This window comes from Rhizobium sp. R693 (assembly GCF_002211315.1).
GTDB lineage: Bacteria > Pseudomonadota > Alphaproteobacteria > Rhizobiales > Rhizobiaceae > Rhizobium.
The window spans coordinates 295,196-318,596 of sequence record NZ_LOKY01000045.1; the positions used below are offsets into that span (position 1 = coordinate 295,196).

Annotated in this window: 23 protein-coding genes; 12 read left to right on the forward strand and 11 right to left on the reverse strand. The window is 60.0% G+C overall.

From position 1 onward, the window contains the following. Nucleotides 1–8: 8 nt before the first annotated feature. Together aroC and ATY79_RS24300 are read right to left on the reverse strand one after the other, a co-directional pair. Entirely contained in the window at nt 9–1,106 is a 1,098-nt protein-coding gene (gene aroC, locus ATY79_RS24295) for a chorismate synthase (protein WP_088705112.1), read from the reverse strand. Between the two features lie 162 nt (nt 1,107–1,268). Then, on the reverse strand, nt 1,269–4,439 hold the full coding sequence (locus tag ATY79_RS24300; protein ID WP_088705113.1) for an EAL domain-containing protein: 3,171 nt from the start codon (nt 4,437–4,439) through the stop codon (nt 1,269–1,271). Nucleotides 4,440–4,684: 245 nt separating this feature from the next. Between ATY79_RS24300 and ATY79_RS24305 the strand changes: the two genes are divergently transcribed. Both ATY79_RS24305 and ATY79_RS24310 read left to right on the forward strand, forming a co-directional pair. Next, nucleotides 4,685–4,945 (forward strand): DUF1344 domain-containing protein, encoded by a 261-nt coding sequence (locus ATY79_RS24305; RefSeq protein ID WP_024314249.1) that lies wholly within the window; start codon nt 4,685–4,687, stop codon nt 4,943–4,945. 524 nt (nt 4,946–5,469) lie between these two features. After that, nucleotides 5,470–7,248, forward strand: a complete 1,779-nt coding sequence (locus ATY79_RS24310; protein ID WP_189638068.1) for an autotransporter outer membrane beta-barrel domain-containing protein — start codon at nt 5,470–5,472, stop codon at nt 7,246–7,248. A gap of 24 nt (nt 7,249–7,272) precedes the next feature. Here the strand turns inward: ATY79_RS24310 and ATY79_RS24315 are convergent, their stop codons facing one another. From ATY79_RS24315 to ATY79_RS24330, 4 genes are all read right to left on the reverse strand, one after another. Beyond that, nucleotides 7,273–7,863, reverse strand: coding sequence for a histidine phosphatase family protein (locus ATY79_RS24315; protein ID WP_088694542.1), 591 nt, complete (start codon nt 7,861–7,863; stop codon nt 7,273–7,275). A gap of 84 nt (nt 7,864–7,947) precedes the next feature. Further along, nucleotides 7,948–8,766 carry an enoyl-ACP reductase FabI gene (fabI, locus tag ATY79_RS24320; RefSeq protein ID WP_007793163.1) on the reverse strand — a complete coding sequence of 273 codons (819 nt, stop codon included), beginning with the start codon at nt 8,764–8,766 and terminating at the stop codon, nt 7,948–7,950. Nucleotides 8,767–8,889: 123 nt separating this feature from the next. Then, nucleotides 8,890–10,059 (reverse strand): DnaJ C-terminal domain-containing protein, encoded by a 1,170-nt coding sequence (locus ATY79_RS24325; RefSeq protein ID WP_088694541.1) that lies wholly within the window; start codon nt 10,057–10,059, stop codon nt 8,890–8,892. Nucleotides 10,060–10,306: 247 nt separating this feature from the next. Further along, a complete protein-coding gene (locus ATY79_RS24330; RefSeq protein WP_088694540.1) occupies nt 10,307–10,765 on the reverse strand; it encodes an RT0821/Lpp0805 family surface protein in 459 nt (152 codons plus the stop codon). A gap of 66 nt (nt 10,766–10,831) precedes the next feature. Between ATY79_RS24330 and pdxH the strand changes: the two genes are divergently transcribed. Continuing rightward, complete coding sequence (pdxH, locus tag ATY79_RS24335) at nt 10,832–11,452, forward strand: pyridoxamine 5'-phosphate oxidase (RefSeq protein WP_088705115.1); 621 nt, start codon at nt 10,832–10,834, stop codon at nt 11,450–11,452. A 21-nt stretch (nt 11,453–11,473) separates the two neighbouring features. On the opposite strand, the gene ATY79_RS24340 is transcribed toward pdxH, so the two are convergent. Further along, complete coding sequence (locus tag ATY79_RS24340) at nt 11,474–12,526, reverse strand: polysaccharide deacetylase family protein (protein ID WP_088694538.1); 1,053 nt, start codon at nt 12,524–12,526, stop codon at nt 11,474–11,476. Between the two features lie 225 nt (nt 12,527–12,751). Here ATY79_RS24340 and ATY79_RS24345 point away from each other — a divergent pair, with 225 nt between their 5' ends. Both ATY79_RS24345 and ATY79_RS24350 read left to right on the forward strand, forming a co-directional pair. Further along, on the forward strand, nt 12,752–14,038 hold the full coding sequence (locus ATY79_RS24345; RefSeq protein WP_088694537.1) for a D-alanyl-D-alanine carboxypeptidase family protein: 1,287 nt from the start codon (nt 12,752–12,754) through the stop codon (nt 14,036–14,038). A 58-nt stretch (nt 14,039–14,096) separates the two neighbouring features. After that, a complete protein-coding gene (locus ATY79_RS24350) occupies nt 14,097–14,405 on the forward strand; it encodes a pyrophosphatase (RefSeq protein WP_088694536.1) in 309 nt (102 codons plus the stop codon). A 3-nt stretch (nt 14,406–14,408) separates the two neighbouring features. Here ATY79_RS24350 and ATY79_RS24355 read toward each other — a convergent pair whose 3' ends face one another. From ATY79_RS24355 to ATY79_RS24365, 3 genes are all read right to left on the reverse strand, one after another. Then, entirely contained in the window at nt 14,409–14,906 is a 498-nt protein-coding gene (locus tag ATY79_RS24355; protein ID WP_088694535.1) for a GNAT family N-acetyltransferase, read from the reverse strand. A 19-nt stretch (nt 14,907–14,925) separates the two neighbouring features. Then, entirely contained in the window at nt 14,926–16,341 is a 1,416-nt protein-coding gene (tldD, locus tag ATY79_RS24360; protein WP_088694534.1) for a metalloprotease TldD, read from the reverse strand. Between the two features lie 85 nt (nt 16,342–16,426). Continuing rightward, nucleotides 16,427–17,014 carry an invasion associated locus B family protein gene (locus ATY79_RS24365; RefSeq protein WP_007793136.1) on the reverse strand — a complete coding sequence of 196 codons (588 nt, stop codon included), beginning with the start codon at nt 17,012–17,014 and terminating at the stop codon, nt 16,427–16,429. Here ATY79_RS24365 and ATY79_RS30655 point away from each other — a divergent pair. From ATY79_RS30655 to ATY79_RS24400, 7 genes are all read left to right on the forward strand, one after another. Beyond that, nucleotides 17,013–17,315: a hypothetical protein gene (locus ATY79_RS30655; protein WP_141105584.1), complete on the forward strand. Its 303-nt coding sequence runs from the start codon at nt 17,013–17,015 to the stop codon at nt 17,313–17,315. The two genes, ATY79_RS24365 and ATY79_RS30655, sit on opposite strands and share 2 nt — an antisense overlap. Before the next feature lie 35 nt (nt 17,316–17,350). After that, nucleotides 17,351–18,244: a cytochrome c oxidase subunit II gene (coxB, locus tag ATY79_RS24375; RefSeq protein WP_189637240.1), complete on the forward strand. Its 894-nt coding sequence runs from the start codon at nt 17,351–17,353 to the stop codon at nt 18,242–18,244. A gap of 18 nt (nt 18,245–18,262) precedes the next feature. Beyond that, the gene (gene ctaD / locus ATY79_RS24380) at nt 18,263–19,966 is read left to right on the forward strand and encodes a cytochrome c oxidase subunit I (protein WP_088694531.1); all 1,704 of its coding nucleotides are present in this window, start codon (nt 18,263–18,265) and stop codon (nt 19,964–19,966) included. A 69-nt stretch (nt 19,967–20,035) separates the two neighbouring features. Further along, on the forward strand, nt 20,036–20,992 hold the full coding sequence (locus ATY79_RS24385) for a heme o synthase (protein ID WP_088694530.1): 957 nt from the start codon (nt 20,036–20,038) through the stop codon (nt 20,990–20,992). Next, entirely contained in the window at nt 20,992–21,132 is a 141-nt protein-coding gene (locus ATY79_RS31030) for a hypothetical protein (RefSeq protein WP_028747883.1), read from the forward strand. The genes ATY79_RS24385 and ATY79_RS31030 overlap by 1 nt, the downstream gene beginning before the upstream one ends. Further along, nucleotides 21,129–21,734, forward strand: coding sequence for a cytochrome c oxidase assembly protein (locus ATY79_RS24395; RefSeq protein WP_088694529.1), 606 nt, complete (start codon nt 21,129–21,131; stop codon nt 21,732–21,734). The genes ATY79_RS31030 and ATY79_RS24395 overlap by 4 nt, the downstream gene beginning before the upstream one ends. Before the next feature lie 58 nt (nt 21,735–21,792). Then, nucleotides 21,793–22,671 carry a cytochrome c oxidase subunit 3 gene (locus ATY79_RS24400; RefSeq protein WP_088694528.1) on the forward strand — a complete coding sequence of 293 codons (879 nt, stop codon included), beginning with the start codon at nt 21,793–21,795 and terminating at the stop codon, nt 22,669–22,671. Between the two features lie 60 nt (nt 22,672–22,731). On the opposite strand, the gene ATY79_RS24405 is transcribed toward ATY79_RS24400, so the two are convergent. Further along, on the reverse strand, nt 22,732–23,373 hold the full coding sequence (locus tag ATY79_RS24405) for a chloramphenicol phosphotransferase (protein ID WP_088694527.1): 642 nt from the start codon (nt 23,371–23,373) through the stop codon (nt 22,732–22,734). Between the last annotated feature and the right edge of the window lie 28 nt (nt 23,374–23,401).

Here is a 23,401-nt window from a genome sequence, read left to right on the forward strand (position 1 = left end):
CAGTGTTCCTATTTCAGTCGGCCGGTCTGGCCGCGGTCACGGAGGTAATGGTCGGCGACGGCGCAGGCGACCATCGCTTCGCCGATCGGCACGGCGCGAATGCCGACGCACGGATCGTGCCGCCCCTTGGTGCGAATATCGACATTGTTCCCATCGGCATCGATCGACCGGCGCTCGGTCAGGATCGATGACGTCGGCTTGATGGCAAAACGCGCGATAACAGGCTGACCGGTCGAGATGCCGCCGAGGATGCCGCCGGCCTTGTTCGACAGGAACAATGGCTTGCCGTCATTGCCCATGCGCATCTCATCGGCGTTTTCCTCGCCGGTGATCTCAGCGGCTTCGAAGCCGTTGCCGATTTCGACGCCCTTGACGGCGTTGATCGACATCAGCAGCGAGGCGATGTCTTGGTCGAGCTTGCCATAGATCGGGGCGCCGAGACCTGCCGGCACGCCTTCGGCCACTACCTCGACGACAGCGCCGATCGAAGAGCCGTTCTTGCGGATGCCATCGAGATATTCTTCCCACACGGGAACGATCGCGGCATCCGGCGCGAAGAAGGGATTCTGGTCGACCTGATCCCAATCCCAGTTCTGGTGGTTGATCTTGTATTTGCCGATCTGCACCAGCGCGCCGCGCACCTTGACCCCGGGCACAACAAGACGGGCAATGCCGCCTGCTGCTACGCGCGCCGCCGTTTCGCGGGCCGACGAGCGGCCGCCGCCGCGATAGTCGCGAATGCCGTACTTTACATCGTAGGTGTAGTCGGCATGGCCAGGCCGGTACTGTCGTGCGATCTCGCCGTAATCCTTGGAGCGCTGGTCGGTGTTCTCGATCATCATCGAGATCGGCGTGCCAGTCGTGATCATCGTCTCGCCGTCGGCGTCCAGCATGACGCCGGACAGCACCTTGACCAGGTCAGCCTCGCGACGCTGCGTCACAAAGCGCGACTGGCCGGGCTTTCGCTTGTCGAGCCAGATCTGAATGTCCTCGAGCTTGAAGCGCAGACCGGGTGGGCAGCCGTCGACGACGCAGCCAAGCGCCGGCCCGTGGCTTTCGCCCCAGGTGGTTACACGGAAGAGATGACCGAATGTGTTATGCGACATGTGTCCCGACCGGATCGCGCCAACCGGTCGTCACCGGCGGCGTCCTTCATCTGAAAAATGCGCGACACTCATAGGCCAAAAAAACGCAGCGGCAAAAGCCTTTCTTTGCTCGAAACCGTCAACGAAAGGAAATGGTGTTTCCGCTGATTGTAAACGATGGTGTCAGGAGGCGATACGCCAGGAACTTCCGGCCGCCATTTGCGCGAAGTCCTCGAAAGAAAGCGGGCGGGAGAATGCGTAGCCCTGCAACAGGTCACAGCCGAGCTCGTTGAGGAGGGCGGCATGCGACGCCGTTTCTACGCCTTCCGCCACCGTTTCGACACCAAGCGAGCGGGCGATGTCGATGATCGAGCTGACCAGCGCGCGCTCCTGCGGCGAATTCATCACCGGTTGAACCAGCTGTCGGTCGATCTTGAGCCGCTTCGGCTTGAGCTTGAGGAGGCTGACGATCGAGGTATGACCGGTCCCGAAATCATCAATCTCGATGTCGATCCCAAGCGCCTTGATCTGATCGAGGTTATGAGCGGCCACATCCTCGCTCTCGTCGAGAAAGATCGATTCGACCAGCTCGAAGGACAGCTCACCGGGGCGGATCTGCAGGCCGCGCAGTGACTCTGCGAGGGTTTCGTCATGCAGCCGTCGTGCCGAAACGTTGACCGAGATCTTCGGAACGGAAATGCCCCTTGCCGTCCAGCGCATCTTGTCCTTCAGCGCGGTGTCGAGAACGATACGGTCAAGCGTTTGGACGACGTTGATCTCGTCGGCGATCTTCAGGAATTTGTCCGGCGTCAGCAGTCCCCGGGACGGATGCTGCCAGCGAACCAGGGCTTCGACGCCGGTGAGTTGCATCGTGCGTGCTGAGAACTGCGGCTGATACCAGGCGGTGAACTCGCCGTTCTCGATGCCGGCAAGAATCTCGTCGGCCAGGCGCTTGTTGTTGATGATGTCGGCCTGGAGATTGTGATTGAAGAATTCGTAGCGGTTCCGCCCCTGGCTCTTGGCGCGGTAAAGGGCGATGTCGGCATTGATCAGCACCTTGCGAGCATCGACGTGCACGCCATTCGCAAGCGCGATTCCGATGGAGACGCCGCAACGGCAGGCGAATCCCTCGAAGTCGATCGGCTGGCGCATCTGCTCGATGATCCGGCCGGCAAGGGCAGACATATCCGCATCGCTGGCGTTGTGTGCCAGGATCACGAACTCATCGCCACCGATGCGCGCTACGAGGTCATCTCCGCGCAGGTTCCTCGACAGCACGCGCGACGCATGGATCAGCATCGCATCGCCGGCGGCATGACCGAGTGTGTCGTTGATCTCCTTGAACCTGTCGAGGTCGATGTGGAGGATTGCGAATTTCTGCCGCTCGCTCCGGCCGTCGAGCGTCAGCTTCTCAAGTGCGATATCAAGTTTGCGGCGGTTGGCGAGCGCCGTCAGCGGGTCGTGCAGCGAGTTGTGCTCGATGCGGTTCTTGGCAAGCTCGAGCTCGATATTCTTGGCGATCGCCTCGTCCTTGGCAGCCTTGAGCTGCGCTGTCATCAGCGCATCCTCGGTAACATCGAATGCAACGCCGATGATCTTCTGGTGACCGCTCGGGGTTTGGTGAACTTTACCCGTCGAGCGAACGTAGCGGATCGAGCCGTCCTCGGTCGGAACGCGACAGATCAGGGTATGAGTGTCACCGACCTGCTTGAAATGGCGGGCGCTTTCGAGGGCCAAGTCGCGATCTTCAGGCAGAATGCAGGAAAGCCAGACCGGTTCGGTCATGAAACCGGCTCTTGGCGTCAGCCCGTAAAGCTCGTGCATTCGCTCGTCCCAGATGGAGCCCTCGTCGCCGAGCGTCGCTTCCCAGATCCCGCATTGATAGGAGTCGAGCGCCAGATCGAGCTTGCCGGAGAGCTCGGAAAGCTCGGCCTCGCGTCGTGACAGTTCGTCCAGCGCCATCTCCAGCTCGGCATTCTTGATGTCGCTGACATCCTTTGCCTTGCGCAGGATTTCGGCCGCTTCCGCGTCGGCTGTGACGTCCCAGACGATGCCGATAGTCTTTTCGTCGCCTGCCGCGTCCGTGTAGAAGGAGCCGATGGAGCGCAGGTGCCGGACAGTGCCGCCCTCGGCTGTGACCCGGTATTGTGTTTCGTAGGCGGAGCCGGCGACGTTGTAGTTGAAAAAGTGGACTTCCGCGATGTGCCGGTCTTCGGCGACGATCGCAGCAAGCCAGTCTTCCAGCGAATGACTGCCGTCTTCCGCGGGTTTGCCGTGCAGTGCTGAGGCCCGGGCGTCCCAGAACAGGGTGTGGCCGTGCTCGTGCAGCTCCCATATCCCGATATTCGACGATTCCAATGCCAGATTGAGGCGCTGCGACAGCTTCAGCAGCGTCGCCTCGCGCACCTTGAGCTGGGCAATATTGCGATTGCGCTCGCCGAGCAGCAAGGTCGCAAAGAAGACCGGGATGATCGTGATACAGGCGGCGGCCGCGATGATCAGGCGAAGCGTTGACTGGTTCTCGGGAACGGCGTTCCAGCCCGTCTTCGGGACCGCCGCAATCTGCCAGCGCCCGCCGGCAAAAGCGACCTTTCGCGTTATCGGTTGCTTTTCGCGCAGATCCTGTGCGCCGAAAAAGGGCGTGGCCGAGTCTGCCATGGAGAGGTCGCGCACCGCGATCGAGAGGTGATCGAGGTGCGGGTACTTCTCCTGATTCTCGCTGTTGCGCGCCGGCTGCAAGCCGGTGTTCTGATAGAACATGTCCGCATCGATCGTGACTTCGACTGCTCCCCAGACCCGCCGCTGCCCATTCTCTTTAATGAAAACGGGAAAGAAGATCGCGAAGGCCTCCGCACCATCGCCGGCGGCGATCGGTCCATAGAAGCGCGCCTGCTGGTCGCCGGTCGTGCGCATCACCGACTGACGCGCGGCAAGAATGTCGCGGACGTCTTTCCCGATCCGTCCTTTCCCGGCCTGTGGCGGATAGACGGCGCCGACGATGAAATCCGGTGCGACGGCAATATTCAGGAAGTGGGGGTTCTGGATGAGCAGCCAGTTGATCTGCCGCTCCATCTCCTCGGTATTCACGCTCGAACTGACCGCCACCATGTTGGCCAGGTCGCGTACGACGGTGATGTCCATGTTGATCTGCGCAGTCATCCGCGCCCGGATCAAACCTACTTCGTTTTCTGTCCGTATCGTCACTTCACGCCGATGAGCGGCAGTATTGGCACGGTCCAGCCCGAAGCCGACAATGACCACAACAATAGCAACGAGGCCGGAAACCAGGAGGGCGAGACGGGTATTCCTGAAGACGCGCCGCAATGTGTTGCTGTCTTTAAGGCGGAATAGCAAAACCCAGTCTCCCATGTTCGGGACGACTGTAGATAGAAGCAGTTAATTTACGATTGCCCGCCAATACCCTTTGCCGAACGTGGAAACGTACTGGAAATGCAATTAACGAACCGATGCCGCTATTGTTAAAATACTCTTCACCAATTTGACGCGGCAGGTCATTCTTCAGGGCAAATTTCGCCATATTCGGGAGGTTATCTGTGCGCAGTTGGATTATTGAGTCGTGTTTTCGAGGGAATGCTGTCATGCGCTTCGTAGTCGCTACGCTTTTGGCCACAGCCAGTTTCTTGTCGCCGATCAGCGGATTTGCGGAGAGCGCGGACGTCGAGGCGACGATCAAGAAGGTCGATATGACTAACCTCAGCCTCACGCTGGATGACGGAAAGACCTACCAGGCACCGGAAGAATTCAATTTCGAGGGACTGAAGGCGGGCGTGAAGGTTATCGTCTTCTACACCGAGGTCGATGGCAAACGTGTCATCAACGATCTCGATATCGTCCAATAAGCGAAACGGGGAATCATCGCGCCGCACTCGCCGTAGCCGCGATTTCCGCTTGCTCTGCTTTTCGCCAGCGCCTCGCCACGAACTCCCGCGCATACAACCTGAAAGATAGTAAAGCAGCGGAAATCGTCTCTCTCTTAACCATTGGTTGACAAGTCTCGGCCTGCCCGGAATATTGTTGCTGGGGAACCGGTGACGGGGAGGCGCTACGTGTCTTGTTGAGGACCGAGGCTATCCGCAGGCAGTGGCCATCACGACGACGGATGGGCCCACGGCGATCGACGACTCGCGATCATAAAGAAAGCAAAACATATCGCGACACTGGCGATCGCAGCGATCTTCGCTGCGGGGCAAGAGGCTATACCGTCGGGCGTTCGTTCCGGATGCGAGCAACCACAACCGCATTGACGTTTCTTGCGGGGTCCATTTGGTGGTTTCCGGAGATAGCCAGAGCGGATTGCACCGTCAGCGGCATTAATGTCATCTGCACGAATGGAGATGACGTCCTTGTATTGCAGAGCCCGCAGGTGGCCACTGCAAGTTCTACCGTCAACGGTCAGCTTGGTAACGACACATTGACGCTGCAGGGCGTGGCAGTGCTGGACGCCAACCGATTCGTGAACTGGGAACGGATTGTTCTGGAGAACGCAACGCTCACCATGGCGCCCCACAATCAAGTCGATGGCATTCTGACGCTCGGCGATGCGGGTACCGGGACCGGCGAGCTCGTCATCGGTGTGGGCAGCACAGTATTTGCTGGCGGTCGAAACGCGGCGGTTCTGTCGTTTGACGGCACGGGGGTCACAGTTACCAACTTCGGAACCATCAGCTTGGTCGGAACCGACAATTCCGCAAAGGACGTCTTTGTCATTCAGGGCGACTACATTGGCGGTGTCGGCAGCAGCCTGTCTCTTAATACCGAACTGAAAGGCGACGGAGCAGCATCGGACAAGCTCGTGATCGACGGCGGAAACGCTTCGGGCAGCACCAAGCTCCACATCGTGGACGCCGGCGGCGGCGGCAAAGCGACAACCGGGAACGGTATATTGGTCGTGGAGGCAATTAACGGCGGCACCACCGCTGGCGGGGCGTTCGTCCTTGATGGCCCTGTCGCCAAGGGGGCTTTCGAATACAACCTTTTCCGCTCAAGCAAGGACGGCAGCGGCCTCGACAATTGGTATCTGCGTACGGAGGGAGGAAGCGAGGCCCCCTGTGAACCGGAGGACGGCAGCGGTGACAGTGACGGCGACGGCGGCGGCAATGGCGGCGACGGCGGTGGTGGCGGTAGTGGCAATGGCAGTGGCGGTAGTGGCGAGACAATCGGTCACGAGGGGGCGTTTCGACCCGAAGTCGGACTGTATACCAGCAGCCCGCAACTCGCTCTGAGATACGGTTCGATGCTTCTTGACACGCTCCACCAACGCAAGGGCGACGACAAGGCGGCAGGCAGCGGCATGTTGAACGCCTCTGGTCCACCGTATGTCTGGGGCCGCACAATCGGCAGGCACGGCTATGAGCGTTGCGCGGTCAATCGCGGCAAGCAGCTGGATTACAATCTGTTCGCCTTTCAGGGCGGCATCGATCTCTACAGTGCTGAAGGTGCAAATGGTGCGAGTGAGATGGCGGGCATTTATGCTGTCGTCGGCAAGGGCCACGGCGACAGTAGTCTGTTCGGGGCATCGGTTGGTTCCAACAGGTTGAATGCCTACACGCTCGGCGGCTATTGGACGCATTACGGCAAGGACGGCTGGTATCTGGATGGCCTACTGCAGGGTACATCGTATGATATCAACGCCGATTCTGATCGACCGTATTCGATTTCGCCAAATGGTCTCGGCTTTGGCGCCTCTATCGAGGTAGGCTATCCACTTCATCTTGAGGACGGATGGATTATCGAGCCGCAAGCTCAGGTCAGCTACCAACACATTTCCATCGATGATGCGAGCGACTCTGCTGCGACCGTCAGTTTCTCTGACGTAGACAGCTTGCTCGGCCGGGCGGGCGGGCGCCTCGTCAGGATCTGGGATCTCAAGCCGGAGGAGGTAAATCCTCTGCCATTGACCGCGTGGTTGCGCGCAAGTTTTGCCTATCAGTTTCTAGAGACACCGACGATCGGATTCTCGGCGGACGGGGAGTCACAACCGTTCAAATCCGATTTTTCCGGTCCCTCTGTGATACTGAATGCTGGTCTCGACACAAGTCTCCGCGAAAATGTCTCGCTTTATGCCAATGTGGACTATCAGATCGAATTTGACGATCTCGGCCAATCGATCGGCGGTGAGATCGGCCTGAAAATGCGCTGGTGATGGCGTCCGCCACGTCAAACGGAACTAGATCCAGCCGATCAGTCCGTTGTCCCGATCGATCTTCAGGATGCGATCCTGCGGAATTTCGCCCTCGGCAGCCTCTTCCTTGGGCCAGGAGGCAATTGTTCTGAAAAGGGCGCGGATGACGCCGCCATGCGTGACGCAAACCGTTGGTTTGTCGACAGAATTCAGCCAGGATGCCACGCGCCAGGACATGATTTCATAGCTTTCCGCGTCGTCTCCCGGCGGAATGAAATCCCATTTGTTGAGATTGCGTTCGGTGACGCGGTCGCGGGCTGTGGCCTTCAGTTCCTTGATCGTGAAGCCTTCCCAATCGCCGAAGGAAACCTCGACCAGGCGCTCGTCCGTTCGGTAGTCTTTTGATGGGAGACCCATCGCTTCGCGCATGATCTCCATGGTGGCACGGGTGCGCGCCAGCGGGCTTGCGACGAATTCGAAGGGGATTGCCTCGACCTTGAGGATCTCGGCGAGGTCGATACCGTTCTGCCAGGCCTGCGCTCTGCCGATGGCATTAAGCGGGATGTCCTTCTGGCCTTGCAGGCGACGTTCTGCGTTCCAGTCGGTCTGGCCGTGTCTGACGACGTAGATAAGCAATGATCGGCTCCGTTTAGGGCACGCAACCCCTTAATCGCTGTCGCGAGGAAAGGGGTCGCGAGCGCGACGCAGCAAAGAGTGCGATCAGTCCTTTATGACGGAAATGTCGGGCGCGTCTACCGCCTTCATGCCGATGACGTGGTAACCGCTATCAGCATGGTGGACTTCGCCCGTAACCGAACGCGAGAGGTCCGAGAGCAGGTACAGGCCGACATCGCCGACCTCTTCGATCGTCACCGTTCGACGCAGCGGCGCATTGTATTCGTTCCACTTCAGGATGTAGCGGAAGTCGCCGATGCCGGAAGCTGCAAGCGTCTTGATCGGGCCGGCGGAGACGGCGTTGACACGAATGTTCTTCGGCCCGAGGTCGACTGCCAGGTATTTGACGCTGGCTTCGAGTGCAGCCTTGGCAACGCCCATGACGTTGTAGTTCGGCATGACCTTTTCGGCGCCATAATAGGTAAGCGTCAGCATCGAGCCGCCGTCCGTCATCAGCTTCTCGGCGCGACGCGCAACCGAGGTGAAGGAATAGACGGAGATCTGCATCGTCTTGGCGAAGTTGTCGGCCGACGTATCGACATAGCGGCCCGTCAGTTCGTCCTTGTCCGAAAAGCCGATCGCATGAACGATGAAGTCGATCTTGCCCCACAGCTTTTCGACGTGGTCGAAGACCGCATCGATGGTCGACTCGTCGCTGACGTCGCAATGTCCGGCAAGAACGCCGTTTACCTCTGCAACCAGCGGCTCCACGCGCTTCTTCAGCGCATCGCCCTGGTAGGTAAATGCGATCTCGCCGCCCTGTGCATGAATAGCCTTGGCAATACCCCACGCAATCGAACGATTGTTGGCAACGCCCATGATGACGCCGCGCTTGCCTGACATGAGGCCTGTTGCCTGAGCCATATTTCGCCCCCTAAGGAATTCTGATCGGTCCTGCCTATGGCATAGGCTGCTAATCGGTTCAAGATTGGCAGCAATCATCAACTGTTAGGGATCGTAACAAAGGGTGCGCTTGTCACCAAAATTTCACAGAAACAGCCCGTTCTTCATGCTTCGCATCAGATCGGTGACTTTGTCGTCGGGTTTTTCCCACAACATAATGCGCAGCTCGACGACGAGATCGCCCTTGCCGCCCTCGGCGTTTGTCAGCCCCTGACCCGGAATCCGGATTGTCTTGTCAGAGCCAGACCAGGCGGGAACCGTGACGGTGACCGAACCATTGGGGCCATCGATGCGTGCCTCGCTTCCCAGGACGGCATTTTCGATCGTCACCGGCAAAACCGTATGCAGATCGAAACCGTTGACCGTAAACCGTTCATCGGGAGCAATGTGGATGTTGATGACGGCGTCGCCGCGTTGCATGCCGGTGAGCTTGTGTCCCTGGCCCTTGAGCCGCACCTGATGGCCTTCCGTCGTGCCTGTCGCCAGCGCGAATCCGATGTCGCGACCTTCACCGAGGTCGACTGTGACCCATCCGCCCTTGATGACCTCGTCGACGGTGACGGTCTTTGTCACGAATTGATCCGGCGCCTTTTCAGGCACGGCAGCGCTGCCGCCGGTAAAGCGGCGAACGAGCGAAGTCAGCAAGCTAAGTGGTTGCATGACCGCAGAAGCCTGCGCGGCGGCCTCCTCCGCGGCCTGCTGCTGTTCAGCCTCGGCTTTGCCGGCATCCGGCTGTTTGTCCGCGGTCGCAGCCTCCGCTTCCGGCCGCTTCGGAGCGCCGGCGGCAAAGCCCTGGGCGCGTCCGCCGCCGGCCGCGGTGCGCGCCTGCGTGCCGAATATGCGTTCGATCATTTCTTCCGGCGGCTCGGCCGCGCCGGTCTTCTGCTGCTTGGCGGCATCGGCCGCAGCCTTTTGCGCGGCGGCGCGGGCAAGCTCTTCCATCACGCGCTCTGCATTGGCTTGCGCTGCTTTGGCACGCACGGCGGCTTCGCGAGCCGCCTGGCGCTGCTGCATGATCGTACCTTCGTTGGCCTTGGCTTCGGCCATGCGGGCGGCATTATCGAAGAGGCTCCGTTTCTTCGGATCCTTCAACGTTTCATAGGCGCGGCCGATCTCCGCAAAGCGGGCGCTGGCCGTCGGGTCGCCCTGATTGTGATCAGGGTGAACCGCCTTGGCCATGTTGCGCCAAGCTGCCTTGATTTCGTCCTGCCCCGCGTCCCGCTTGACGCCCAAAATCTTATAAGGATCGCGCATGTCCCAAACCGCCGGTGTTCCGATGCGGTGTGCTTGTTCCTCTGCCTAGCACCCCGAAGCCTCTCATTCGGCGCCCGAGTTCATCTTAAGGAGGAAACCGAGCGCATTTGAGAGCGGATTGTGGGGAGAAGTTGCTAATCAGTTCTTATTCGACGTGGGAGACGTCTCGCTTTTGTGCCGAATGGTTAGCCTTTTGCTAAACATCAAAAGAGAACGGCGTGTGCGTTAAGCGTGCCCCGTGTGGCGTTCAGCTTTCCGGCTGGAAACTCATGAGTTGCCAATTGCCACCGCCGACGAGACAGGTCTTGCCGTAGAATTTTGCAATGCCGACATAAGAGTGGCGCGTCGTGCGGAACTGGCGGCAAACCTGGCCGGAATCCGTATCCTCGACGATCGTATCGATGACGCCGGCGCTGCCGGTCGAAGCGTTGGCCCAGGGGAGGGGGCGACCCTCCAGCCGCTGGATGTCGGCTGAGGTCACGGCGTTGCCGACGGTCATTTCGTCGGAGATCGAGTCGCTCGTCGGCGCGGGCTGCGGCACGGTGCCTGTCGCGACCGACCGATCGACCTTGGAGCTGCTGAAGAGATCCAGACCGCTGGAGACGCAGCCGGAGAGAGAGAGCACCGCCATACCGACGATGCAGAAGGCCGCGCTGCGACGCAGCAGACCCTTTGTATCACGATCTGACTTTGCTATGACTTCCACCCTGCGTCCTGTCCGGTAGCTAAAAGCTGGGCAAACTTTGAATAAACCCGGGGCATTTGAGCTAATATGTCGGCAAATGAGTTAACAAGCGGTGACTTCACCGAGCGAAACGAACCGTTCGATCTTTTTGCCGATTGGCTGAAGGAGGCGGAGGCTTCCGAGATCAATGACCCGAATGCGGTAGCACTTGCGACGGTCGACGAGGACGGCCTTCCCAATGTCCGCATGGTTCTCCTTAAGGGATTCGATCACGAGGGCTTTGTCTTCTACACGAATTTCGAGAGCCAGAAAGGTCAGGAGATCCTCGGGCAGAAGAAAGCCGCCATGTGTTTCCACTGGAAAACGCTGCGGCGGCAGGTTCGCCTGCGCGGGCCTGTGGAAATCGTGACGGACGAAGAAGCCGACGCTTACTTCAAGACACGAGCCCGCGGCAGCCGAATCGGCGCCTGGGCATCGAAGCAGTCGCGGCCGCTGGAGAGCCGTTTCGCGCTTGAGAAAGCTGTGGCCGAATACACGGCGCGCTACGCAATCGGGGAGATCCCGCGTCCGGCGCATTGGTCGGGCTTCCGGATCCGTCCGGTGTCGATCGAATTCTGGAAGGACCAGAAGTTCCGCCTGCACGATCGCATCGAGTTTCGTCGGTCGTCGCCGGAAGGCGACTGGACGAAGGTCCGCATGTATCCCTGATCGGGGCATGAGCAGGCGCGCTCAAGGCCTGTTTGGTGTGAATCGGAACGGAATGCCGGAAGCGAGACCGGACACGTACCGTACGTTTTGATAGAGACCGTTGATCGAGAGCCTCGGCAGATAGGTGATGCTGCCGAGCGAGCGCTGGGTGACGACGCCGGGCTGTGTGGTCACCGCGATATCGAAACCGACATCGCGCGCGATCTCTGCCTGCCTGCGCATTACCGCCTCGCGCGTGCCATAGGGGTAAGCGAAGGAGCCTGGCAGGTCGCCGGTGATCGCAGCAACATAATCGCGGGACGCCTGCATCTCGTCGCGAACCTCCCGGTCGGAGAGACGCGACATACCCCTATGGCTGATTGTATGCGCACCAAGCGAGGCCAGCGGGCTGGCCTCAACGAGATTGAGTTCCGCTGGTGTCATGACGAGATCGTCGACGATTTCGTCCGGGTCAATTTCGTGTTTTCGCGCCATCAGGTCGATGGCTGCGACGGCGGCGCGTTCGTCCTGTCGATGAAGATGGTTGGCGATGCGCGCGAAAACGCGCTCCTTTGCATCGGTCGTCGCGACGTCGAGCATCTCGTGGCCGCTGCCGAAATCGAAGCCGATCTTCTCCTCCTTGCATAGAAGCGCTGCAAGCGTCTCCCACCAGATCGTATGCGTGCGTTCGGCGAAACCCTTGGTGACGAAGACGGTGAAAGGCGCCTCGTGCTTTTCGAAGATGGGCAGTGCGTAGACAAGATTATTGCGGTAGCCGTCATCGAGCGTGAAGGCGGCGAAGGGTTGATTGGACCCGGTTTGCGAAAGCAGTGCCGGGATCTCTTCAAGCGCCACGAAGCGATAGCCGTCGCTCTTCAAGCGATCGAGAACGAGATCGAGAAATTCCGGTGTGATTTCCAGATGCGCATTCGGCTCGAACACGGCTTCTTCGTGAGGACGGACATGGTGGAGCGTGAAGATGGCGCCAAGTCCGCGAGCACCGCGCATCACGCCAGCTGCGCGCAGGAGATTGGCAGTCTCAAGACCGCCTGCAATCGCAATCCGCTTCGCAAGCCTTTTGATGCTCGCCGTCATCTCATTCGCCCGCTGGTTTCCGGAGCGGCGAAACTAGCAAGCCCGAGGTTAAGTCTTGCTGAATGAGGATTTTTGAGTGTCCTCTTTACGCGATTTTCACTATGAAGGATAAAACTCGTCAAAAATCATACCAGTCGCCGCAAAGTCGCGCCACATTGGCGGCTTCTGTAGCGGAACGGGACAAATCCGAATGGCGCCGGCTATTCGTTCATCGAGGGGAATTGCATGAAAAAGCTGTTGGCCGCGATTATGACCGCGACGCTTGTCGTTGCGGCGCCGTTGACGGCGATGGCAGGCAGCGCCTCCCTGATCCTGGATGCCCGAACCGGAAAGGTGCTCAGCGCCGAGAATGCCGACGTGCTGAACCATCCAGCCTCGCTGACAAAGATGATGACAATCTACATGGCCTTCGAGGCGATCAACCGCGGCAAGATCACCTGGAACACGCCGCTCGTCATGTCGAAATACGCCGCTTCGCGTCCGCCGACGAAACTCGGCGTTCGCGCCGGTGATTCCATCACGGTTCGCGACGCGGTCCTCGGCATGATCACCAAGTCGGCCAACGATGCCGCCGCCGCCATGGCCGAGAAGCTCGGTGGGTCGGAAAGCAACTTTGCCAGCATGATGACGCAGAAGGCACGGCAGCTCGGCATGAGCCGCACGACTTTCTATAACGCTTCGGGTCTCCCGGATGGCCGGCAGGTTACCACCGCACGTGACATGTCCACGCTCGCCGTGGCGCTCATGCGGAATTACCCGAGCGAATACCGACTGTTCTCGACCGCGAGCTTCACTTTCCGTGGGCGCACGATCCGCGGCCACAACAATCTGATGTACCGCTACCAGGGCATGGACGGCATCAAGACCGGCTATACGAATGCCTCGGGCTTCAATCTGGTCAGCGCCGTGAAGGATGGCGACCGCCGCGTCGTTGGTGTCGTGCTCGGCGGCCGCACCGCCCGCAGCCGCGACGACAAGATGGCCGGTTTGCTCGACAAGTATCTCGGCCGTGCGTCCTCGTCCGGCGGCGCGCGGCTCGTCGCAAGCACGAACGCTCGCCAGTCGGTGGAAGTCGCTTCCGCAGCGGATGATAGCGACATGCCGGTCCCGGAAACCGCGCCCCGCACCAATGAGCTGTCGCCAAAGGCGCTGGGCTATCTGAGCGAAACGACAGTACCGATGGAGCGTCCGTCCGCTCTTGCCGGCATTGCCAGTGTCGGCAAGCCCGCCGCTAAATCCGCTGGTGCGCCGGCGGCTTCCGGTGACTGGCAGATTCAGATCTCAGCGGCATCGAGCGACGATGCCGCCCGCGCCCTTCTTGCCCAGGCCAAGGCCGAGGGTGGTGCGGCCCTGAAAGCCGCGTCGCCCTATACCGAGGCTGTCGGCAATGGCGCGAACAAGGTCTATCGCGCTCGCTTCATCGGCTTCCAGAGCCGAGAGGCGGCTGCATCTGCCTGTGACGCCCTGAAGCAGCGTTCCTACGACTGCATGCTGCTGCCCGATCACGGCTGATCCATCTCGACTTTCCGACAGAATCAGGGTTCTCCTTTGTAAACAGAAGGAGAACATCATGCTGAATGATCTCGCTGAAAAGTTCGAGCGTGCTTCACGGAACTATGCCGATGCCAACGGCATCGAGCGCGACGCAGACTGGTTTCTGCTGAAGCTTCAGGAGGAAATCGGCGAGCTTACCCAGGCTTGGAACCGCGTCAGCGGTAGAGGACGCCGGAAGGGCCGATCGGATGAGGAACTGGTGCGCGATCTCGCTGACGAGGCGGCGGACGTGCTGGGCCACGTCCTTCTTTTTGCCCACAGGAACGATCTGGATCTCTCGGCGGCGATCAAGCGCAAATGGCTCTTCCAGCCGGAGCAGGCCTAGACGTTAGGCCGCAATGATGCTGCGTCGATAGAATTTGCTGTCCACAGCCATCAGCGGAAACGACCGCGGCAGCTCGCCTCTCGAAACTTCGCCGAATCCGTTCTTTTCGTAGAACCGATGTGCTGCAAGGAATTTGTCCGTGGTTCCAAGGAAGACGTCCTTGATTCCCTCGGTCTCCGCATGTGCCAGCAGTTCCGCCAGAAGCCTTGCCGCGACGCCGTGTTCGTGGCCGCGTACGTCGGCCGCGACAAACATCTTGCGCAGTGCCGTCTGATCGTTGCCGATGTCCTTCAGCCCGATCGTGCCGACAATCTGACTGTTGCGCACGGCGACCCAGAACTGACCCTTCCCGGACTGATAGAAGTCAGAGATGGAGGAGAGGTCCGGCTGATCGTCGGCTGTGATCTCTATCCCGAATTCTTCGCGCTGGATCGGCAGGATCACCGAGAAAACATCATCGACATCGGAACCAACGAAAGGTCTGATTTCAATTTCGCTCATCGCCGCTTCTCGTTCTCGACTAAGCCTTCGTGCCGCCCACGGTGATCTGATCCATCCTGAGGTGCGGCTGGCCGACCCCGACAGGAACCCATTGACCGGCCTTGCCGCAATTGCCGATACCGGTGTCGAGCTGCATGTCATTGCCGACCATCGAAACGCGCTTCATGGCCTCGGGCCCGTTGCCGATCAGCATCGCGCCCTTGATTGGGGCGCCGATCTTGCCGTTGTCGATCAGGTAGGCCTCTGTGCAGCCGAATACGAACTTGCCTGACGTGATATCCACCTGACCGCCGCCGAACGAGACGGCATAGATGCCCTTCTTGACGGAGGAGATGATTTCCTCCGGCGTCTTGTCGCCGCCCAGCATGTAGGTGTTGGTCATGCGGGGCATCGGAACGTGTGCGTAGCCCTGTCGACGTCCGTTGCCGGTCGGGGCCATACCCATCAGGCGGGCATTCTGCCGGTCCTGCATGTAGCCGACGAGTTTGCCGTTTTCGATCAGCACGTTGTAGCCGGACGGTGTGCCCTCGTCATCGATAGTGATCGAGCCGCGGCGGTTGTCGATCGTGCCGTCGTCGACGACGGTCACGCCGGGTGCCGCGACCATCTGGCCGAGAAGGCCGGCAAAGGCCGACGTCTTCTTTCGGTTGAAATCGCCTTCGAGCCCGTGGCCGACCGCTTCATGCAGCATGACGCCTGGCCAGCCGGAACCGAGCACGACGTCCATGGTGCCAGCCGGCGCCTCGATCGCCTCCAGATTTACCAGCGCTTGCCGCAAGGCTTCGTCGGCGCCGTATTGCCAGTTGTCCTCGGCGATGAAATCGCCAAAGCCGATGCGGCCGCCGCTGCCGTAGGAGCCGCTCTCCTGACGATCGCCTTCGCCCGCAATGACCGAGATGTTGATGCGAGTCATCGGGCGGATATCGCGAACGCAGTGACCGTCGGCGCGTAGAATGTCGACGACCTGCCAGCTGGCGGCGATCGACGCGGTGACCTGGCGCACCTTGGCGTCCTTGCCGCGGAGATAGGCGTCGATGTCCTGCAGCACCTTGACCTTCTCCTCGAAGGTCGGCGTGCCGATTGGGTTCTCGTCGGAATAGAGCTTCTTGTTGGTCCGCTGGGGAGCCGCCGCATAGCTGCCGGAATGACCGCGGGTGACGGCGCCAACCGCATCGGCCGCTCGCTTCAGGGCGGCAACCGAAAGGTCGCCCGCATGCGCGTAACCGACGGCTTCGCCGGCAACCGCGCGCAGGCCAAAACCCTGCTCGGTGTTGAAACTGCCGCCCTTCAGGCGCCCATTGTCGAACATCAGCGATTCCGCCTGGGCGTGTTCGATGTAGAGCTCCCCGTCATCAGCGCCCGAAAGCGCCTCGGCAACGAGCGAGCGCATCTTCGCTTCGTCGGCATCGAAAAGCGTGAGGAGATCCGTATTCATGTCTTTATGCTCCGCTGAAGCAGGAATGCTCTCAGCCGATGTAGGTCCGGTGGACGGTTCGAGCAAGCCCCGAAAAATGAGAAGGTCAGGGGAGGGCGTCGTAGCCTTCGGCGAAGCCCTTCAGATCGACAGGGATGCCGATCCCTTCTTCCGGGGTCTGGAAGACGATGAAAGTCGCACTGGCACCACTGCGGAAGGTCTTCAGCAGTTCGTCCTCGAGAACAACCTCTGCATAGCAGCCATCGGCGAAGCAACGGACGAAATAGGCCCGGCCGATATCCTTGCCATCGACATTGAGGCCGAGGCCGTTCGGCAGGAGAACGCCGAGCGGTGCCAGAACGCGCAGGATCTTCGACTTGCGGTCCGCGGTCTTCAGCACGACAACGGAGAGACCGACTTCAGGCCGATCCTCGGCGATGACGTTCTGCATCAAGGCGCACTGCTCAGTCGAGGCGCCAGCCGGCTTGTCGCAGACCACCGACCATGCGCCGTGGTTCGACTTTACGGTGCCGGGTGCCTGCGGCTGCGTCTGGCCGGGCGTTGCCTGCGTCGCCGGAGCTTGGGGCGCGGGCTGTGCCGGCGCGGGCTGCTGCTGGGCGAAAGCGGGAGCAGTCGCCGCGGCCGCAATGCACGCTGTCAGCACGAACGGCCGTGCGAGGGAACGGAAACCCATGAAAACCTCTGCAATTCGAATCAGTGCCGCTAAGTTGGGGCGCGCCACCAAAAATGAAAAGCCCCATGCGCTGAAAAGCCGGGGACTACGGCGGAAATGGGACGTTTATCCGAGAATGTTGGTGGGATGGCACGGTCGCAAGCGATATTTCACCGATTATAACGAAAAGATGGAATGTTTCGTTATGGTTGGATCAGCCTGGCTGAAAGCGAAAATGCCGCACGAACAAACGCTTTGGGCTGTTGCGATCAATGACAAACTGTGGTTTGAAGCGCTGAGATGGCAAGGATTCTGTGCGTGATTTTGCGCAGATCAGCGCTCGAGGGAGATTTTAACGTGATTAAGAAGGCTTATGCAGCTCTGACCGCGCTGGTCTGTCTGCTTTTTGCTTCCGGCAGCTATGCCGACCAACCGATGCCGTGGCAGGCGACGTTGCAGCCGGCAGCCACGCCGATCATGCGGGACATTCATTGGTTCGAACAATATACCCTGTGGTTTGTCGTTCCGATCACGCTCTTCGTTTTGGTCCTTCTTATCGTCGTCTGTCTCAAGTTCCGCGCCGGCGCAAACCCGGTGCCGTCCAAAACGAGCCACAATACGATGATCGAAGTTGCCTGGACCGTGGGACCGGTCCTCGTGCTTCTCTTCCTCGCTGTGCCTTCGTTCAATCTCTTGACCGCCCAGCTGACCTTGCCGGAAAATCCTGACGTCACCATCAAGGCGACCGCGACGCAGTGGCAGTGGAATTACGAATATGAAGGCTCGGGCGAAAACCCGCTCGCCTTCGATTCCTTCCTGCTTAAGGATGCCGACCGCGCAGCCGCCGGCAAGGAAGACAAGGCGATCTATCCGCGCCTGCTGACTGTCGACAACGAGCTTGTTCTGCCCGTCAACAAGACTGTCCGCGTTCTCGTGACCGCTGCCCCGACCGACGTCATTCACGCATTCGCCATGCCGTCCTTTGGCGTCAAGATCGACGCCGTTCCGGGTCGCCTGAACGAAACCTGGTTCCGCGCCGAGCGCGAAGGCCTGTTCTACGGCCAGTGCTCCGAGCTCTGCGGCAAGGATCATGCGTTCATGCCGATCGCCATCCGCGTCGTTTCCGAGGACAAGTACAAGCAGTGGCTCGCCGGTGCGGCTACCGATCTGCCGGGCGCGTACAAAACACTCATGGCCGCAACCGATGGTGCCGCAGGGACCGTCAACGTTGCCGAAAACGTGGCTAAGTAAGGGAAGAGGGAACGGGACATGGCTGGACCTTCCGCACACGACGATCATCACTCGCATGATCTTTCTCATGGCGCGCACGCCCATGACGACCACCACGATCACTCGCACAAGCCGAGCTTCGTCAATCGCTGGTTCTTTTCGACGAACCACAAGGACATCGGCACGCTTTACCTGATCTTCGCGATCATCGCCGGCATCATCGGCGGCGCGCTCTCCGTTGCCATGCGCATGGAGTTGCAGGAGCCGGGCATCCAGATCTTCCACGGTCTGGCATCGATGGTCTACGGCTATGAAGGCGACGCCGCTATCGACGGCGCCAAGCAGATGTTCAACATGTTCACGACAGCGCATGCGCTGATCATGATCTTCTTCATGGTCATGCCGGCGATGATCGGCGGCTTTGCCAACTGGATGGTGCCGATCATGATCGGTGCGCCTGACATGGCGTTCCCGCGTCTGAACAACATCTCGTTCTGGCTGATCGTTCCGGCTTTCCTGCTGCTTATCCTGTCGATGTTCGTTGAAGGTCCTGCCGGCGCTTACGGCGCAGGCGGCGGCTGGACGATGTATCCGCCGCTGTCGAGCTCGGGTACGCCGGGGCCTGCTGTCGATCTTGCGATCTTTGCGCTCCACATCGCTGGTGCGTCCTCGATCCTCGGTGCGATCAACTTCATCACCACGATCCTGAACATGCGCGCTCCGGGCATGACACTGCACAAGATGCCGCTTTTTGCCTGGTCGGTGCTGATCACCGCCTTCCTGCTGCTGCTGTCGCTTCCGGTTCTCGCCGGCGCCATCACCATGATGCTGACCGACCGCAACTTCGGCACATCCTTCTTCGTGCCTGAGGGCGGCGGCGACCCGATCCTTTACCAGCACCTGTTCTGGTTCTTCGGTCACCCGGAAGTCTACATCCTGATCCTGCCCGGCTTCGGCATCGTCAGCCACATCATCTCGACCTTCTCGCGGAAGCCCGTCTTCGGCTACCTCGGCATGGCCTACGCCATGGTCGCGATCGGTGCCGTCGGCTTCGTCGTCTGGGCTCACCACATGTACACCGTCGGTCTGTCGCTCGATGCGCAGCGCTACTTCGTGTTCGCAACGATGGTCATCGCCGTTCCGACGGGCGTGAAGATCTTCTCCTGGATCGCGACGATGTGGGGCGGCTCGATCAGCTTCCGCACGCCGATGGTCTGGGCGATCGGCTTCATCTTCCTGTTCACCGTTGGCGGCGTCACGGGTGTTCAGCTCGCCAATGCCGGCCTGGACCGTTCGCTGCATGACACCTACTACGTTGTGGCCCACTTCCATTACGTTCTGTCGCTCGGCGCAGTCTTCGCCATCTTCGCTGCCTGGTACTACTGGTTCCCGAAGATGACCGGCTACATGTACAACGAGTTCATCGGCACGTTGCACTTCTGGGTCATGTTCATCGGCGTCAACCTGGTGTTCTTCCCGCAGCATTTCCTTGGCCTCGCGGGCATGCCGCGCCGCTACATCGACTACCCGGATGCATTTGCCGGCTGGAACTATGTTTCCTCGATCGGCTCCTACATTTCGGCCGTCGGCGTATTGATCTTCCTGATCGGCGTCTTTGAAGCCTTCGCCAAGAAGCGCGTTGCCGGGGACAATCCGTGGGGTGAGGGCGCAACGACGCTCGAATGGCAGCTGTCTTCTCCGCCGCCGTATCACCAGTGGGAACAGCTCCCGCGCATCAAGTAAGATGCGAGAAATTGCGACCGCCGCGTGTTACAGTGCGGCGGTCGGCTTACAAGTTTGCAGGACAAGAGAATGACAGTAATCGGCAACCGCAAAGCTCTGGCACACGACGGCGAGTTCCGCCTGTCGGAAGCGAGTGCGCGCGATTATTTCGAGCTCCTGAAGCCGCGCGTCATGTCGCTCGTGGTCTTCACTGCATTTGCCGGTCTCGTTCTGGCCCCGGGCCACATCAACCCGGTTCTCGGTCTCATTGCCATCCTTTGCATCGCCATCGGCGCGGGCGCTTCCGGCGCACTCAACATGTGGTACGACGCCGATATCGATGCGATCATGACCCGCACCGCCAAGCGTCCGATCCCGGCCGGCCGTATCGCTCCGCGCGAGGCTCTGGCATTCGGTCTGGTGCTTTCCTGTTTTTCGGTGATTATCCTCGGGCTCGCCGTCAATTGGCTCGCAGCCTCGATCCTCGCCTTTACGATTTTCTTCTACGCTGTGATCTATACGATGTGGCTGAAGCGTTCGACGCCGCAGAACATCGTCATCGGCGGTGCAGCCGGTGCCTTTCCACCAATGATCGGTTGGGCCTGCGTGACCGGGACCGTCACCATCGAGAGCCTCGTGCTCTTCATGATCATCTTCCTGTGGACGCCAGCTCACTTCTGGGCGCTGGCGCTGTTCAAGATGCAAGACTATGAGGCAGTCGGTGTCCCGATGCTGCCCAACGTATCGGGCGAGCGTACCACCAAGCATCAGATCGTTGCCTACGCCGTGCTGACGGCAGTGTGCGGCGTACTGCCGACGGCGCTCGGTTTTGCGAGCCTCGGCTACGGCCTGGTGGCCGCAGCACTCGGCGCAATCTTTATCTACTGTTCCATCGCCGTCTGGCGGATGCCGGACGGCGATGAGAAGATGATCCCGGCGAAGAAGCTCTTTGGCTTCTCGATCCTGTATCTCTTCGCGATCTTCTCCGCCCTGATGTTCGACCGGCTTGCGGCTGTGCTCGTTTCACACGCGGGAGGCATTTTCTGATGGACGTCGTCAAGCTTACGGAAGCGCAGCGCAAGTCGCGCCGCAACCGCAATGTCGCTCTCGGTCTGGTCCTTGCCGGGCTGGTCGTGCTGTTCTACGCGATCACGATCGTGAAGTTTACGTCGGGGCACATGGGATGAGCGAGATGCAGAGCACGCCGAGAAAGCCGCGTAACAACGGTGCCGTCGTTTTCATGTGCCTTGCCTTCGTCTTCGGGATGGGCGCTGCCAGCTATGCTGCTGTTCCCCTCTACCGGATGTTCTGCCAGCTCACCGGCTATAACGGCACGACGCAGCGCGTCGAGCAGGCTTCCAGCGTGATCCTCGACCGCAAGATGCGAGTCACTTTCGACGCCAACGTTGCGCCGGGTCTCGACTGGGAGTTCAAGCCGGTCGAGCGCGAGGTCAACCCGCGCATCGGCGAAACCATTCAGGTGAATTTCACCGCGGTGAACAAGTCGAACGAGCCGCAGCGCGGTCAGGCAGTGTTTAACGTGACCCCTGGCGAGGCGGGCGTTTATTTCAACAAGGTGCAGTGCTTCTGCTTCAATGAGACCGTTTTGAAGCCGGGCGAAAAGCTCGAGATGCCGGTCGTGTTCTATATCGATCCTGATATTACCAAGGCTGTGGAATCGAAGGATATCCACACCGTTACCTTGTCCTATACGTTCTATCCGAAAGAGGGTCCGAAGCCGGTGGCTTCGAATGAGGGTGGAACGGTAAAGCTTGAAAAGAAACTTTGATTGAGGTTCGTTTCCGGCTATGCCGGAGCGGAGAGGAAGAGATCCGGGGATAGCTTACATGGCTGATGCTCATCAGAAACATCACGACTACCACATCATCGACCCAAGCCCGTGGCCGCTGCTGGCTTCGATCGGCGCGTTCGTCATCACGTTCGGCGGCGTCGGCTTCATGCGCTATCTCAACGGTGGCTCGCTGCACCTCTTCGGCGTCGAGTGGGCCCATCCGTGGCTGTTCTTCATCGGCCTTGCGATCATTCTCTACGTCATGTTCGGCTGGTGGTCGGACACCGTGAAGGAAGCAGATGAAGGCGCCCATACGCGCGTCGTCTCGCTGCACCTTCGCTACGGCATGATCATGTTCATCGCGTCGGAAGTGATGTTCTTTGTCGCCTGGTTCTGGGCTTACTTCGACGCCAGCCTTTTCCCGAACGAAGCGATTCAGGCCTCCCGCCTTGCCTTTACCGGTGGTCAGTGGCCGCCGAAGGGGATCGAAGTCCTCGATCCCTGGCACCTGCCGATCTACAACACGGTCATCCTGCTGTTGTCCGGCACGACAGTCACCTGGGCCCACCATGCGCTGCTGCATAACGACCGCAGGGGCCTGATTCAGGGCCTGACGCTGACCGTCCTGCTCGGCATCCTGTTCTCGACGGTACAGGCCTACGAATACGCACACGCTCCGTTCGCCTTCAAGAATTCGATCTACGGCGCGACCTTCTTCATGGCGACCGGCTTCCATGGTTTCCACGTTCTGATCGGTACGATCTTCCTCTTGGTCTGCCTGCTGCGCGCGATCCGCGGCGACTTCACGCCGAAACAGCATTTTGGCTTCGAGGCAGCGGCCTGGTATTGGCACTTCGTCGATGTCGTCTGGCTCTTCCTGTTCTTCTGCATCTACGTCTGGGGCGGCTGGGGCGCGCCGCTGGCTGCGGGCTGAGCCGAGGTCATGGATTAAAAAGGGCGGGTGCCACGGCACCCGCCCTTTTTGTTTTCTGGATCATCGCATGGCGGCGATGCGCTGGAATGCGGAGGGTTCGGGAATGCCGAGGTCGAGGCGTTGCCGGATTGCTTCGGCGCATTCGAGCGGCGTCAACACCGAGGTGTCCACCTCAAGATCGTAGATACCGGGGATATGGACCTGCTCCTGCCAGAGCTGGACGGGATGGGGGACCGCGTCGTTTTCGGTCGCCTTCACATAAAGCGTATGTCCCCCGGGTACAGGGATGTTTCGCCGCTTCATGATGACCTTGATCGGACATCTGACACCGACGAAAAGCACCGGCAATCCCTCAAGCCGGCGCGCGCAATCGGCGAGAATGCCGAGCGGCTGAGAGTAGCTGTCGTGATGGCCGAGGTCAGCCACCACATTGAGGCCGAGCCCGGCATGAATGGCGATCGACTCATAGAGCGCGGCATAGAGAAACGGAACCATCTCCTCGAGGTCGGGGCGTTCTCCGCCTGGGCGCAGCCCGATCCCAGGCAGATAGCGCTCCGGTGTCATGTCGTTGTAGGTGTCGACGCCGAGGTTCATCCAGGGGCCATCGAAGTGCTCCTGGATCGCGTTGGCGATCGACGATTTTCCACTGCGCGGGGCGCCGTTCAGAATGACGATCTGTCCGGCCGAGCTGTCGTAGGTCATCAGTTTTCTTCTTCTGTTTGGCGCGAAT

Bases quoted from the DNA above. Each gene is read 5' to 3' on its own strand.
- aroC (WP_088705112.1), bottom strand. From the start codon at position 1,106: ATGTCGCATAACACATTCGGTCATCTCTTCCGTGTAACCACCTGGGGC.
- ATY79_RS24305 (WP_024314249.1), top strand. From the start codon at position 4,685: ATGCGCTTCGTAGTCGCTACGCTTTTGGCCACAGCCAGTTTCTTGTCG.
- fabI (WP_007793163.1), bottom strand. From the start codon at position 8,766: ATGGCTCAGGCAACAGGCCTCATGTCAGGCAAGCGCGGCGTCATCATG.
- ATY79_RS24325 (WP_088694541.1), bottom strand. From the start codon at position 10,059: ATGCGCGATCCTTATAAGATTTTGGGCGTCAAGCGGGACGCGGGGCAG.
- pdxH (WP_088705115.1), top strand. From the start codon at position 10,832: ATGTCGGCAAATGAGTTAACAAGCGGTGACTTCACCGAGCGAAACGAA.
- ATY79_RS24340 (WP_088694538.1), bottom strand. From the start codon at position 12,526: ATGACGGCGAGCATCAAAAGGCTTGCGAAGCGGATTGCGATTGCAGGC.
- ATY79_RS24345 (WP_088694537.1), top strand. From the start codon at position 12,752: ATGAAAAAGCTGTTGGCCGCGATTATGACCGCGACGCTTGTCGTTGCG.
- ATY79_RS24350 (WP_088694536.1), top strand. From the start codon at position 14,097: ATGCTGAATGATCTCGCTGAAAAGTTCGAGCGTGCTTCACGGAACTAT.
- ATY79_RS24355 (WP_088694535.1), bottom strand. From the start codon at position 14,906: ATGAGCGAAATTGAAATCAGACCTTTCGTTGGTTCCGATGTCGATGAT.
- tldD (WP_088694534.1), bottom strand. From the start codon at position 16,341: ATGAATACGGATCTCCTCACGCTTTTCGATGCCGACGAAGCGAAGATG.
- ATY79_RS30655 (WP_141105584.1), top strand. From the start codon at position 17,013: ATGAAAACCTCTGCAATTCGAATCAGTGCCGCTAAGTTGGGGCGCGCC.
- ATY79_RS24365 (WP_007793136.1), bottom strand. From the start codon at position 17,014: ATGGGTTTCCGTTCCCTCGCACGGCCGTTCGTGCTGACAGCGTGCATT.
- ctaD (WP_088694531.1), top strand. From the start codon at position 18,263: ATGGCTGGACCTTCCGCACACGACGATCATCACTCGCATGATCTTTCT.
- ATY79_RS24385 (WP_088694530.1), top strand. From the start codon at position 20,036: ATGACAGTAATCGGCAACCGCAAAGCTCTGGCACACGACGGCGAGTTC.
- ATY79_RS31030 (WP_028747883.1), top strand. From the start codon at position 20,992: ATGGACGTCGTCAAGCTTACGGAAGCGCAGCGCAAGTCGCGCCGCAAC.
- ATY79_RS24395 (WP_088694529.1), top strand. From the start codon at position 21,129: ATGAGCGAGATGCAGAGCACGCCGAGAAAGCCGCGTAACAACGGTGCC.
- ATY79_RS24400 (WP_088694528.1), top strand. From the start codon at position 21,793: ATGGCTGATGCTCATCAGAAACATCACGACTACCACATCATCGACCCA.
- ATY79_RS24405 (WP_088694527.1), bottom strand. From the start codon at position 23,373: ATGACCTACGACAGCTCGGCCGGACAGATCGTCATTCTGAACGGCGCC.